General features: G+C 32.5%; 12 protein-coding genes. All 12 read left to right on the top strand.

Annotated features, from left to right (window positions below; genetic code table 11):
- The first annotated feature begins 401 nt into the window (after window positions 1–401).
- Window positions 402–1,349 (top strand): single stranded DNA-binding domain-containing protein, encoded by a 948-nt coding sequence (locus AAFP94_RS09155; protein WP_316662320.1) that lies wholly within the window; start codon window positions 402–404, stop codon window positions 1,347–1,349.
- Between the two features lie 33 nt (window positions 1,350–1,382).
- A complete protein-coding gene (locus tag AAFP94_RS09150) occupies window positions 1,383–1,859 on the top strand; it encodes a thermonuclease family protein (RefSeq protein ID WP_316662319.1) in 477 nt (158 codons plus the stop codon).
- Between the two features lie 376 nt (window positions 1,860–2,235).
- On the top strand, window positions 2,236–3,045 hold the full coding sequence (locus AAFP94_RS09145; RefSeq protein WP_316662316.1) for a hypothetical protein: 810 nt from the start codon (window positions 2,236–2,238) through the stop codon (window positions 3,043–3,045).
- 96 nt (window positions 3,046–3,141) lie between these two features.
- Window positions 3,142–4,041 carry a phospholipase D family protein gene (locus AAFP94_RS09140; protein WP_316662314.1) on the top strand — a complete coding sequence of 300 codons (900 nt, stop codon included), beginning with the start codon at window positions 3,142–3,144 and terminating at the stop codon, window positions 4,039–4,041.
- A 22-nt stretch (window positions 4,042–4,063) separates the two neighbouring features.
- On the top strand, window positions 4,064–5,626 hold the full coding sequence (locus AAFP94_RS09135) for a type I restriction-modification system subunit M (protein WP_316662313.1): 1,563 nt from the start codon (window positions 4,064–4,066) through the stop codon (window positions 5,624–5,626).
- Between the two features lie 118 nt (window positions 5,627–5,744).
- On the top strand, window positions 5,745–7,007 hold the full coding sequence (locus AAFP94_RS09130; protein ID WP_316662312.1) for a restriction endonuclease subunit S: 1,263 nt from the start codon (window positions 5,745–5,747) through the stop codon (window positions 7,005–7,007).
- 1 nt (window position 7,008) lies between these two features.
- Window positions 7,009–8,283, top strand: a complete 1,275-nt coding sequence (locus tag AAFP94_RS09125; protein ID WP_316662311.1) for a restriction endonuclease subunit S — start codon at window positions 7,009–7,011, stop codon at window positions 8,281–8,283.
- 10 nt (window positions 8,284–8,293) lie between these two features.
- Window positions 8,294–9,481 (top strand): AAA family ATPase, encoded by a 1,188-nt coding sequence (locus AAFP94_RS09120; RefSeq protein WP_316662310.1) that lies wholly within the window; start codon window positions 8,294–8,296, stop codon window positions 9,479–9,481.
- Entirely contained in the window at window positions 9,474–10,217 is a 744-nt protein-coding gene (locus tag AAFP94_RS09115) for an HNH endonuclease (RefSeq protein ID WP_316662308.1), read from the top strand. Before AAFP94_RS09120 ends, AAFP94_RS09115 begins: the two co-directional genes overlap by 8 nt.
- 47 nt (window positions 10,218–10,264) lie before the next feature.
- On the top strand, window positions 10,265–11,170 hold the full coding sequence (locus AAFP94_RS09110; protein ID WP_316662307.1) for a metallophosphoesterase: 906 nt from the start codon (window positions 10,265–10,267) through the stop codon (window positions 11,168–11,170).
- A 5-nt stretch (window positions 11,171–11,175) separates the two neighbouring features.
- Window positions 11,176–14,049: a type I restriction endonuclease subunit R gene (locus AAFP94_RS09105; RefSeq protein ID WP_316662305.1), complete on the top strand. Its 2,874-nt coding sequence runs from the start codon at window positions 11,176–11,178 to the stop codon at window positions 14,047–14,049.
- 180 nt (window positions 14,050–14,229) lie between these two features.
- Window positions 14,230–14,997: a hypothetical protein gene (locus AAFP94_RS09100; protein WP_316662304.1), complete on the top strand. Its 768-nt coding sequence runs from the start codon at window positions 14,230–14,232 to the stop codon at window positions 14,995–14,997.
- The last annotated feature ends 36 nt before the right edge of the window (window positions 14,998–15,033 follow it).

The raw sequence follows: 15,033 nt of genomic DNA, 5'->3' as shown, positions 1-15,033 counted from the left end.
GTTTTTAAAAATTATAATTTTATTATTCCTTTTTTATTTAATATGCATTGTGTTATTAAATTGGGTAATAATAAATAAAGGCTTCAAAAAAAAGCAGAGGGAAGAAAATGAAATTAATGCATTAGTACCTCTACTTATATCTGGTAACTTAAGTTTAATGTTTTCAGTATTTATACTCCTAAATTCGTTTACCAATTTTGTTACCTATCAAATTAAAAATGGAGATAGTTTATTTTTCATGTTTAGTAATTGTTCATTAGTGATCATTGTTAACATTATTATTTTCAGTGTCGCCTATATTTTAAGTCATTTTATATCTAAATCTATTTTGAATTTAGATAATCTTATCATAAGGTCTATTATCTGGCTTACTATAAATATTATTCTTTTTATTTTATTGAATGAGTATTACATCCAAATATCTAGCACCAATGCGTTTACTATATATTAGCTTAATTTGTTTAGTTTGTTTTTTTACTTCTTGTAAAAATGAAAACAAACTGCCTGATTTTGACATTGAAGAACTTAATAAAAGAGAATATGACTCTGTTAAGAAGCTTTTAAGCCTATCTAAAATTTTCATTGAAAATAAGCAGTATGAAAATTCTCTAGTTAACCTTGATAAAATTATTAATAACTATGGAACCTATGAAGAGGTTATAGAAGCACAGAAATTAAAAGATGAAGTTCTTATAATTCTACTGATTAAAAAAATTGAAGAAGCTAAAAATATTCAAATGATTGTTGTATTGGTTGAAAAAGTTATTGACCCTGAAGTTTTAATGTTAGCAAGCGATAGAGTTAAAGATATGTTATTAAATTCTAAAAGTATTGAGGAAATTGAAGAGTATTTAAACGGTACCAAATTTAAAGAACATGAAGGTCTAGCGAGACGTAGGTTAAATCAATTAAAAGAAGACAACAAAGAAGAAGCTTATAAAAATGCTGTTGCTAGTTCATCATCAAGAATTTGGAAAAAGTTTTTAGAGGACTATCCAGACCATCCAGAAAAAAGTAACATAGAAACCCTTATTATTGAATTGGAAGTCAATGAGATATTTGGAGGTGAATATGGAGATATCCCGTCTTCTCAATTTTTAGGAGAACGCAATAACGTTGAATCATCAATCAGTATTGAAAATGATACAAGATATACTCTTACATTACGTTATAGTGGTCCAGATATTAAAAAAATAAATATTCCACCTGGTGAAACTCAAAAGGTGAATTTAAAGAGTGGAGAATACAGAGTTACAGCGTCTGTTAATGCTTCAAATGTTAGAAATTTTGCTGGCACTGAAAGTTTATATGGTGAATATTCAAGTGCCTATTACATTTCAAGTAATTAAAGTTAATTTGTAATCTGATTAAGACTTGAGCGTATGAGAAAACTGTTGTTATTAATATTATTACTATTCTCTCATAGTATTTTCTCACAAATATTATCCGGGAAAGTTATATCAATAAAAGATGGTGATACCGTTGTGGTTTTAGATTCATTAAAACAAAGTACGACTCTGCGATTAGCTGAAATTGATTGCCCAGAAAAAAAACAACCATTTGGCAATAGAGCCAAACAATTTACTTCAAGTCAAATTTATTTAGCTACAATTAATTATGTTGTTACAGATATGGACAGATATGGAAGAGCTATTGCAATGATTTATTATGGTGATGATAACAAATATTTATCCGCAGAATTAGTTAGAAATGGTATGGCTTGGCATTATAAAAAATATTCTAATTCTAAAGAATTGGCAGAGTTAGAAATATCAGCGAGAGAAAAGAAAATAGGTTTATGGTCAGACCCTAATCCAATAATGCCCTCTGAATGGAGAACTGTTAGAAGAAAAAAATAAAAAATATGTCTAGATATTCTATTTTAAATAAAATGATTAAGTCAAATATAAAGTCATGAATAGCTTGGGTAATAAAATAAGAGTCACGTTTTTACTTATATTTTTTATAGCATTATCCTCTTTTAATACATACGATTCAAATGTTTTTATTTGTAAAGGTCCATACAGCAAAAAATATCATTATAATAAATCCTGCAGAGGATTGTCCAATTGCTCTACCGAAATATATAAAGTATCTTTAGAGGAAGCTAAAAAACTCGGCAGAACTCTTTGTGGCTGGGAGGATTAATTAGGAATTAGAATATTAATCTTTATGGTTATAAACAGATTTTTTTGGATAAAATTTTTAAAATAATATTAGATAAAAATTTATTAAATGGCAGGAGAAACTTTACAACAACATATAGCTCATACAGTTAGCTTTAATATTAAAATAATACTTAACAGAACTTACTTGGCGATAATAGGACTTTTAGTTTTTCTGTCTTCTTACAGTCAGACAAGCGTGTTGAGTAAAATTGACAATGAATTGGCGGCCACTTTTAAGGCTATGAAAGATGCTGACTATCAGTTACGGTCTGAAAGTTTAGCTCCTTTATTTAAAAAAGAACTTCAAGAGCAACTTAAAAATCCCATCACTTTTGATAATTCGTTAGATAATTTATCAAAATATCTGACTATAAAAACATCGCCTGACAAGAAGATTAAATTTTACAGTTGGGATGATTTAACTGGAGGGACTTGGCATATGATTAATTGTCTTGCCCAGTTTCAATCAAATCGAGGTAAAATAATAGTCCAACAACTCAATTCTGGTAATGAAGCAGAAATTGGAGGATATACAGACAGTAAAGTTTATGAAATACATGAAATTATTGTTGACAATAAAACTCACTACTTAACTTTTGCATGGGGAACACATGGATTTGGTAATCAGCATCAAATTATACAAGTTTTTACAATCTCTCCAAATAAACTTGTAAAATGCACCTCTTGTTTACCTAACAATAGTGACTTGGTAATAGAATATCCAAGAAGTGAAGAGTCGAAATTATATTTTAATCCAAAATCGAATGAAATTTCATATTGTGAATTTACCTATGATGATGACCTTGGTTATTACAGATCAACAGGAAATAGTATTACTCTAAAACTAATTAACGGATCATTCAAAAAATATAATTAGAAAGTACCTTTTAGAGATTTAAAAAGTGCATTACTATTAGCTTTAATAAAAACATGTAATTTTATACTTTAAACGTTAAATAACCAATCTACAATTATGGCCAAATTTATCACAGGAGAAGCACTCGCAGAAGAAGTTTATGACATTATATTTAAAGCTAAAAAACAGCTCTTAATTGTTTCTCCATATATTAAACTAGATGATTACTTTAGAAAAGAACTATTTAAAATTCATAAAAAAAATTCAGAAATACATTTAATCATAGCTTTTGGAAAAAACGAAAAAAATCCACAACGAAGCGTAAAGAAAGAAGATCTAGCTTATTTTAAAGATTTTCCAAATGTGTCAGTAATATATATTCCAAATCTTCATGCAAAATATTACGCAAATGAAAAAAAAGGCATAATAACATCCATAAACTTATATGATTTTTCATTTAAGAATAATGTTGAGTTTGGTGTTGTAAGCGAGACTACTTTGTTCGGAGGTTCTGGGATAGACAAAGAAGCTTGGGATGAAACGATGAAGATACTTGCGGAGAATTATACGGTTTTCATAAGGAGACCAAATTACAAAAAGAAATTATTAGGCAAAGATTACTTGGGTTCTGATACAATACTAGACCTTACAGATGAATTATTAAATGGCGGTTTAAAAACTAGACATTGTGTATTTAATTTTATGGATGAAACCTATTCTGATGAAGTTAAAATATCTGAACGCATATCACGAGAAGAATTTGAGCGCATAAACCGTCCAGCTAAAGCAGTAAAACCAAAGTTTAAGGCCAAAGAAAGATTATTATCAGCTACTAATCTTGGTAAAGAAAAAGATAAATCATTCTCTGAAGTTATAGATATTATGGTTGCCAGAAAGTATATAAAAGACAAGAATATAATTACAGAGGTTGGAATACAAATAGGTATCACTTACAAAACAAATGCAAAAGGGAACAAATGGATTGTTTATCCAGAATCTTTAGCTGAAATATTATAACTTTAGACTTCAATAAAATTAAATGACCGAACAAACCCAACAATTACAAAACCAACTTTGGAACATCGCCAATACCCTTCGTGGTAAAATGGATGCGGACGATTTTAGAGACTACATATTAGGCTTCATTTTTTATAAGTATTTAAGTAAAAAGATGGAGCTCTATGCTAACGAAATTCTAAAACCAGATAACTTAAAGTTTAGAGAACTAGATGGACACGCACAAGAAGAAGCCTATCTAGATGCCGTAAGAGATGCTGCATTAGATAAACTAGGTTATTTTCTGCTACCATCTGAACTGTTTTCAGAACTAGCAAGACGAGGCAACGCTGGAGGTGTGCATAAATTTATATTGGGCGATTTAGCCAAAGTGTTAACACATATTGAGCAAAGTACTATGGGTTCCGAAAGCGAAGAAGACTTTGGTAACTTGTTTGAAGATTTAGATTTAACCAGTTCTAAACTTGGTAAATCTGAAAACGATAAAAACGAACTCATTGTAAAAGTACTCTCGCATTTAGATGAAATTGATTTTGATATCGCCAATACCGAAAGTGATATGCTGGGTGATGCCTATGAATACCTCATCGGTCAGTTTGCAAGCGGCGCTGGGAAGAAGGCAGGAGAATTCTATACACCACAGCAAGTCTCAAAAGTACTAGCACAACTGGTAGCACATGGTAAGGACAAAATAAAATCGGTCTACGATCCTACCTGTGGATCGGGTTCGTTGTTGTTACGGGTAGCAAAAGAAGTAAATAATAAGGGCATACAATTCTTTGGACAGGAAATGAACCCTACTACCTATAACTTGTGTCGAATGAACATGATTATGCACGATGTACATTACAAACGCTTCGACATCAAGAACGAAAACACACTAGAAAAACCACAACATGAAGACATGCGTTTTGACGCCGTAGTCGCCAATCCGCCTTTTTCTGCAAAATGGAGTGCGAGTCCATTATTTATGAGTGACGATCGTTTTTCTGCCTACGGCAAGTTGGCACCAAAAAGTAAAGCCGATTTTGCCTTTGTGCAACACATGGTACACCAGTTATCTGATAACGGAACAATGGCTGTAGTACTACCCCACGGAGTATTATTTAGAGGAGCAGCGGAAGGACACATCCGTAAGTACCTCATAGAAGACCGCAACTACCTCGATGCCGTAATAGGTTTGCCAGCCAACATCTTTTACGGAACCAGTATTCCTACCTGTATTTTGGTAATGAAAAAGGAAAGAACCAATAAAGACAACATCCTGTTTATAGACGCTAGCCAACATTTCGAGAAAGTAAAAACACAAAACTACTTGCGAGAAGAAGACATCAATCTTATTATTGATACCTACACCAATCGCACTACAACAGATAAATACAGCTATGTAGCCACACTGCAAGAAGTAGCAGAAAACGACTACAACCTAAACATACCTCGTTATGTAGATACCTTCGAAGAAGAAGAACCAGTAGACCTGGCAGCTGTTGCTCAAGAACTCAAAGCCATAGATACAGACATGGCCACTACCGATGCCACCATAGCCGATTACTGTAACCAACTAGGAATAGATACACCTTTTTAATGAGTAGAGCAGATTGCATATTATTTGGGCACGCCCCAGAGGGTCAGGCTATCACTACTCGCTATTTTGCAAAAAAGCAAAATGAGCTCAAACACACCGTTCTATCCTTCGTGCAACTATGAGTAACACTTTAACACATATCGAAACCGAAAAGCAACTCGTTCCCGCATTACGATTCAAAGAGTTTGATGGAGAATGGAGTATAGTAACACTTGGAGACACTTCTGAAATAGTTGGTGGTGGCACACCAGAAACGGTTAATGAATCATATTGGAATGGTAAACATCAATGGTTTACTCCAACTGAATTAAAATCAAAATATGTTTCAGAAAGTAAAAGAACTATAACTGATTTAGGATTAAAAAAATCTTCAGCAAAACTATTACCAAAAGGAACGTTATTGTTTTCAAGTAGAGCGACTGTTGGAGATATTAGTATAGCTTTGAGAGAAGTTTGTACAAATCAAGGTTTTCAATCATTTATTGTTAATGAAGATAACGACAATGAATTCTTATATAATTGGATAATTAAGCATAAGAATTTATTTTTAAAAAGAGCTTCAGGTTCGACATTTTTGGAGATTAGCAAAAAGGAAATACTAAAGTTAAAAACTTTAATTCCATCCCTCACCGAACAACAAAAAATCGCCTCCTTTTTAAGTGCGGTAGATGAAAAAATACAGCAGCTCACCAAAAAGAAGGAATTGCTGGAGCAATACAAAAAAGGCGTAATGCAACAACTCTTCTCTGGCCAGCTCCGCTTCAAAGACGAAAACGGAAATCCCTACCCAGATTGGGAGGAGAAACGATTGGGGGAGATTGGAAAAACATTTAACGGTTTAACTGGAAAGACTAAAGAGGATTTCGGAGAAGGAAAACCATATATCCAATACATGCAAATTTTCAGGGGTTCAAAAATTAATCCTGATGAATTCGGCTTTGTAAAATTAAATGAGAATGAAAAGCAAAGCAGAGCACAATTTGGAGATGCTTTTTTCACGACATCTTCAGAGACCCCTAAGGAAATTGGAACAGCTTCAGTTTTATTAGATAAAATTGAAGAGCTATACTTGAATAGCTTTTGTTTTGGTTATCGTCCAAATAATATTGAATTACTTGTTCCACAATTTTTACAGTTTCTATTAAGAAGTGAGATTTTTAGAAGAAAAATCATTCCTCTTGCTCAAGGAAGTACTAGATATAACATGTCTAAAGTTGAGTTAATGAAATTAAAAGTTGATATACCTCAAAAAGAAGAACAACAAAAAATCGCTACCTACTTATCGAGTATCGATACCAAAATAGAAGCAGTAAATAATCAAATAACTCAAACGCAAACCTTTAAAAAAGGGCTGTTGCAACAGATGTTTGTAGCCGCATAATATGCAAGAGACAAAAGAATATATCGCCACTAAAAAGTTAGTTCCTCAACTCCGCTTCAAAGAGTTTGAAGAGGAGTGGGAGAAATTAAAATTGGAAGAAGTTTCAGATAAAATTCAGGATGGAACACATTTTTCACCACAACTCTTAGAAACTGGAAATTATAAATACATAACGTCAAGAAACATTCGAAATGGTTATATGGAAATATCGGATGTGCCATATTTAAGTGATGAAGCCCATAGAGATATATACAAAAGATGTAATGTTCAGTTAAATGATATCCTTCTAACTAAAGACGGCTCTGCTACTGGGACAGTTTGTATGAATACATTAGATGAAGAGTTCAGTTTATTGTCAAGTGTAGCTTTTATAAGAGGAAATAAATCATTGGCATTAAATGATTTTATTTATCAATGTATTGCAGGTCCTATGGGACAGAGAGAAATATTAGCATCTATTGCTGGTCAAGCTATAACTAGAATCACTTTAACAAAACTTAGAAACTTTAAGTTTTCATATCCGACCCTCCCCGAACAACAAAAAATAGCTTCCTTTTTAAGTGCAGTAGATGAAAAAATACAGCAGCTTACTAAAAAGAAGGCATTGTTGGAGCAATACAAAAAAGGCGTCATGCAACAACTCTTCTCACAAAAACTCCGCTTCAAAGACGAACACGGAAATCCCTACCCAGATTGGGAGGAGAAACGATTGGGGGAGATTGGAAAAACATTTAACGGTTTAACTGGAAAGACTAAAGAGGATTTCGGAGAAGGAAAACCATATATCCAATACATGCAAATTTTCAGGGGTTCAAAAATTAATCCTGATGAATTCGGCTTTGTAAAATTAAATGAGAATGAAAAGCAAAGCAGAGCACAATTTGGAGATGCTTTTTTCACGACATCTTCAGAGACCCCTAAGGAAATTGGAACAGCTTCAGTTTTATTAGATAAAATTGAAGAGCTATACTTGAATAGCTTTTGTTTTGGTTATCGTCCAAATAATATTGAATTACTTGTTCCACAATTTTTACAGTTTCTATTAAGAAGTGAGATTTTTAGAAGAAAAATCATTCCTCTTGCTCAAGGAAGTACTAGATATAACATGTCTAAAGTTGAGTTAATGAAATTAAAAGTTGATATACCTCAAAAAGAAGAACAACAAAAAATCGCTACCTACTTATCGAGTATCGATACCAAAATAGAAGTAATAAATAATCAAATAATCAAAACCCAAACCTTTAAAAAAGGGCTGTTACAGCAAATGTTTGTATAAATAATAAATTATGGAACTAACGAAGATTAAAATAGAAGGAGTTGCAGGCATTGAAGAATTGGAAATAACACCAAATGACAAAATAAATATATTATGTGGACCTAATGGAATAGGTAAAACAACAGTTTTAGAGGTGATAAGTCACATTTTTGCTAATGGGAGAACTTCAATTCTAAAGACTAATGCTAATGCCGATTCAAGTAAAGTCTCTTTCACTTTTGATGTCGATGGAGAAACCAAAACTCAAGAAGTAACCTTTAACACGTTCAAACCGGATACTAATGCAAGAATTGTAGGTGCTCATGTTGAAAGTAGTGGAATCTTAACATTAAAAACACAAAGACTATTTCCATATACTAATTTGCAGAATATAGAAAGGGATGAACAAAAGGATGATTCTAAATTATGGAATGATGCAATTAATGGTATAAATATAACCAATGTAAAAAATTGGTTTGTAAGGCGTTATATGTTTGAACCTCATTCTGAAGGTCAAGGGTTAACACCGGAACAAAAAAACAACTTTAGCCTTGCAAAAAGATGTTTTTCATTATTAAATCCAGAATTCACATTTAGTCGTGTGGATTCTTCTACTAATGATATATTGATTAACACACCAAATGGAGAAATCTATTATGAATATTTATCAGCCGGATTCAAATCAATTATTGCAGTAGTTTTTGGTATAATAAAGGAAATTGAATTCAGGTTTACTGACCCTCAAATAAATGCACAAGATTTTAACGGAATAATTGTCATAGATGAGATTGAATTGCATTTGCACCCGGAATGGCAGTCGAAGGTGATTAGTATTTTAGAGACTACTTTTCCAAATGCTCAATTTTTTGTATCTACTCACAGCCCACATATTATTCAATCAGCAAAACCTGATCAAATTATAGCTTTAGAAAGAGATAATAATAAAGTGATAGAAAGAGAATTACCTGAAACAGAATTTGGCTTTCAAGGTTGGACAATTGAAGAAGTATTAATTGATGTTATGGGAATGGAGGATTTGAGAACTCAAATTTTTACAGAACTAATGGATTCGTTTTCTAGTGCAATTGATAATGATAATTTAGAAACAGCACAAAACACATATAATGAATTAAACATTATGTTGCACCCTAATAACCCAGTAAGAAAGCTTTTAAAATTTCAACTTGCTGGAGTAAATGATGATAGAGCCCATGATTAAATTAACCAGAACATTTACCCCAATAAAACTAACACCAGATTTTGTTAGAGACGGAACGATACAATTTCAAACAAATGGTACTAATGTTTGGAATGTAGATTGGCTCAAGGAGGCATTATTGGAAATGAGTAGATACAAATGCGCATATTGTGAATGCAAATTGCAGGTTGGACCAATATATGTTGAAGTTGAGCATTTTGAAGACAAAGCTAATAATTCCATTAAAGTTCTAGAATGGGATAACTTATTGCCATCCTGCAAGAGATGTAATGGAGCGAAAGGTACTCACGATGTAATTGCAACACCAATTGTTAATCCGTTCATAGATAACCCTCAAAATGAATTTTTTATAAGGCGATATAGAATAAAGGGTAAAACCCAAAAAGGAAAAGATACTGAAGGAGTTATTAACCTTAATGACCAAACAAAAGCAGTAATTGAACGGTTTGAAATTGGTGAAAAACTTGAAGATTTGATTGATACCTGTAAAGAAAAGCAGGATTTATTTATTGAAAATAATCTTACTCAACGAAGGAATAAATTTTTGAATTCATTTAAAAGAATGCTATTGGAATGTCAACCAGATAGTGACTATTCAGCGACATGTGCAACAATATTACATTCAAATGAAGTTTATCAAGAGATAAAAGATTCGATGGAAGTATTAGGTTTATGGAACGATGAGTTTGAATTAATGCATAATTCCTCTTTAGAAATTATACTTGAAAGAAGATAAATGACTAAACAACCAGAAGCCATATTATTCATGTTTAAAAGAAGACTATGAACGAAATAGATTTTATTGGAGATATTCACGGCCACGCAGATGAGCTTGTTGAATTGTTGGAAGGGGAATTAGGTTATTCGCTGCAACATGGATACTATCAGCACCCTAAACGGAAAGTATTTTTTGTGGGGGATTTTATTGACCGAGGTCCACAAATTAAAAAAGTTTTAGAGATTGTTCGCCCAATGATAAACAATGGAGCCGCTTACACTACAATTGGTAATCATGAATATAATGCTATTTGTTATTGGACTCAACTTCAGGATGGGACCTTTTTAAGACCTCATACAAGTAAAAATACGGGACAACATGAAAGAACAATTTCTGATATGGGTGATGAGCTGTCGGAGTATGTGGAATGGTTTAAAACATTGCCTATTTGGTTTGAAAATGAGAATTTTAGAGTGGTTCATGCACAATGGAAACCTGAACATATTAGCTATTTAAAAAGTCTCGATGTTTTTGACTGCAGTAATCAAAAATTTCTTTTTAAATCAGCTGATAAAACTTCAAAAGAGTATGAAGCAATGGAGTGTTTGCTAAAAGGCGAAGAAGTAGATGTTCCTGATGTGCCATTCTTCGATAAAGATAATAATAAACGCTATTCATATCGTATAAAGTGGTGGCTTAAAGGCAATAATTTGGAGTGCAAGGACTCTTTATTTGAGTTCCCTAAACATGCCAAAAGCGCCCCAATAGCAAATTCGGGTTATAAAGAATCTGAGGTTCCTGTATTCTTTGGTCATTATTGGTTAAAAAACAATAAACCAATTTTAATGTCAAAAAATGTGTGTTGTTTAGACTTTAGTGTAGCCAAATCAGGCAATCTTGTGGCATATAGATGGAATGGTGAGCGAATATTAGACCAAGCAAATTTTTGTTATGTTCCAGCAATTAGTTGATAATTATGAGTAAGCAACCAGAAGCCATATTAGAAAATAACTTGATCAAACAATTGGTTGAACAAGGGTATGCATTTGTTAAAGTGCATGATGGTGCTGCTTTGGTGTCTAATTTAAAAGGGCAACTTGAGGCATTTAATGCCGACATCTTTACTGATAAAGAGTTTGATGGTATTCTCAATCATTTGGCTAAAGGCAATGTGTTTGAAAAAGCCAAAACACTCCGAGACCGCTTCAGTTTTGCTCGAGACAATGGAAATGTTGTCTATGTGCGCTTCTTTGATTCAGATAACTGGAACAACAACCTGTTTCAAGTTACCAATCAGGTTACACAAGAAGGTAGCTATAAAAATCGGTATGATATTACCTTATTAGTCAATGGTTTACCACTTGTGCAAATTGAACTAAAACGAAGAGGTGTCGAGATAAAGGAAGCTTTTAACCAAATAAATCGCTACCAACGGCATTCTTTTTGGTCAAATCATGGCTTATTTCAATACGTTCAACTGTTTGTGATTAGCAACGGAGTAAACACCAAATACCTTGCAAATAATAAGTTGCAATCGGTTAAGCAAACATTCTTCTGGGCAGATGTTCACAATAAAAATATTACAGGGCTTACTCAATTTGCTTCAGCATTTTTAAACCCAGATCATTTAGGTAAAATGATCGCTCAATATGTGGTTATGAATGAGGCATATAAAAACATGATGATTTTGCGCCCGTATCAATACTATGCGTCTGAGGCAATTATTAAGCAAGTATCAACCTCCAACGATAATGGCTATATATGGCATACTACCGGTTCAGGAAAAACCTTGACTTCGTTTAAAGCGAGCCAAGTGGTCATGGATTTACCAGGCGTTCACAAAGTAGTGTTTGTAGTAGATCGCAAAGACTTGGATTACCAAACCATGAAGGAGTTCAATGCATTTAAAAAAGATTCTGTTGATGTAACCGATAATACACATTCGCTTGTTAAACAATTAACTGATGATACCAAATTGGTTTTGACCACCATCCAAAAATTAAACAATGCGGTCTCAAAAGCACATTATGAAAATCGATTAGCACATTTACAAAACAAAAAACTGGTTTTCATTTTTGATGAATGTCACCGTTCTCAATTTGGAGAAACCCACGGCAGAATCACTGAATTCTTTGCTAATAGTCAACTCTTTGGCTTTACGGGAACACCCATATTTGCAGACAATGCCTCTAAAAACGAATTAGGTAAACGCACCACCAAAGATTTGTTTGGGAATTGCCTTCATAAATATGTCATCACGGATGCTATTAGAGACCAAAACGTACTCAAATTTGGGATTGAGTATGTTGGTAAATACAAAAACAAAAGCAACACCTTTATAGACATTGAAGTTGAGGATATTGACAAAAAAGAAGTTTTTGACTCCCCGAAGCGATTAGATAAAATTGTAGATTATATCATAGCCTATCACAATCAAAAAACCTTTAATAAAGACTATTCTGCCATATTTGCGGTGAGTAGTATTGATAATGTGATAAAGTATTACGAGCTCTTTCAGAAGAAGAAAGAAGAAGGGCTTCATAATTTACGTATCGCTACTATATTTACTTATGGTGCTAATGAAGAAGACGAAGATGCCCAAGGCTATTTACCAGGTGATGAGTTAACTATGGCAGCAGAATCTAAAGGGAAGTATATGTCAAGTCATACCAGAGATAAACTTGAAGAATTTATTGGCGATTACAATCGCATGTATAATACTAGTTTCTCAACTAAAGATACACAACAATTTGAGAATTACTTCAAAGACATAAGCAAGCGATTAAAAGAGCGTGAGAAAGCTACTTTTAATGATGAAAAAGATAGATTAGATATTGTTCTTGTAGTTAATATGCTGCTTACAGGTTTTGACGCTAAAAAGGTAAATACCCTATACGTAGACAAGAATTTAAGACAGCATGGATTAATACAGGCGTTCTCTCGTACTAATAGAATATTAGGTGAGCAGAAATCACAAGGAAATATTATGGCATTCAGAAATCTTAAGAAGGCTACTGACGATGCTATTACTTTATTTTCAAATAAGGAGGCTATCGAAACGGTTATTATGCCACCATACGAGGCAATTGCATTAAAGTTTGATGAAGCACTTAAAAACCTACGAGCCATTGCGCCAACCTATCAGAGTGTTGACGATTTGCCAAGCGAAGAGGAAGACGCAAAGTTTGTGCAAGCATTTAGGAGGTTAATGCGAAATATAAATGTTTTACAATCTTATACAGATTTCGATTGGGAAGATCTCACAATTGACGAGCAAGAGTATGAAGATTATAAAAGTAAATATCTTGACTTATACGACCGTATAAAACAGGATACAACCAAACAAAAGACTTCGATACTTGATGATATTGATTTTGAGTTAGAACTCATTCATCGTGATGTAATCAATGTTGCTTATATACTAAAACTTTTAGCGCAACTTAAAGAGGCTAAAACATCGGATGCTAAAGCACAGAAAAAAGCAATTATGGATTTATTAGGAGGGGATATTACACTTAGAAGCAAGCGTGAGCTTATTGAAAAATTTATTGAAGAGAATCTACCACTTATAAGTGATGTGGATGCTATTGAAGATGAATTTGAACAGTATTGGCAGGATGAAAAGGTATTAGCGCTCGGTAAACTATGTGATGAAGAAAATCTAGACAAAGCTCAATTTAAGGCGTTAGTAGACGCTTATATTTTTAGTGGTCAAGAACCAATTAGAGATGAGGTTTTTAAATGTTTAGATAATCGCCCTAGCATTTTAAAAGCACGTGAAATAGGAGAACGCATTCTTGATAAAATGAAGCAATTTGTTGAGATATTTATTCATGGAATGGTTGGTTAAAGATCTTTAAATACGGAAATACGTAATTTCTCAATTATTATTATTTATATATTATCAGACTAATTTAGGATTATGTTATTTGATAAAGTAAATAGAGAACATATACTAAAAGCCATAGAAGAAATTGATTAGCAAGGTATCGAACCAGGTGCTCACTCATCAACTTATGATTTATGAGAGATGAAAAACGAAATTTTTCAACATATTGACAATATCATTGAGAAAATAGACATGTATAAAGTTGAGCCTATTTTTTCAAAAGAAATCAAATTAAGAAATGACCGAAAGGTTTCTAAAGAACTATCAGAAAATGAGATTGTTGAAATTTTTATAACTTTAATTGCATATAGTCAGAATGCTAACTCTAAACTTGTAGAACAAATAATTAATTCTGGGATATTCAAAGAAATATTTGACGATTTTGACATTAATAAAATATGTAAAATGAACCCTTGTGATTTGGCTGATAAGTATTGGAATAAAATTGGAGGGATTAGACAGCAGGCAAAATTATTTCACATTGTAAGTTTAGCAAGGAAAATAAAGAATATTGGATCTTTCAGAATACTTTTAACGAAAACAGAGATACCGAAAAGTATAAAAACAGAAAAAGATATTGATAGATTTTGGATTGGGTTTAATAAGTTGAGGAAAGTAATGGAAGTTAATAAAGTTCCTTTTTTTCGTTCAACAACTTCATTATTACACTTATTACTTGATATGGGATATGATTGCGTAAAGCCTGATTTAGTTGTAATGAAAGTAGCCAAGAAAATTGGAATTGTTGAAAAAGAAACCGGAGAAAAAAATCTTATCCAAACAGTTCGGACAATTCAAGAATATTCAGTTTATAAAAATATAAGACCTTCAGTTATTGATTTGTATTTTTTAATTGATGAAGGACAACTCGGAGCTAAAAAATTTGTAAAACAAGAGTTTTATAAATGAAATAATTTATGCTTATAAGTTTATAAAATTTAATAA

Source organism: Gilvirhabdus luticola, from assembly GCF_040117515.1.
GTDB lineage: Bacteria > Bacteroidota > Bacteroidia > Flavobacteriales > Flavobacteriaceae > Gilvirhabdus > Gilvirhabdus luticola.
The sequence above is the reverse complement of the archived record's forward strand: the minus strand, read 5'-3'. Positions and strand labels throughout refer to the sequence as shown.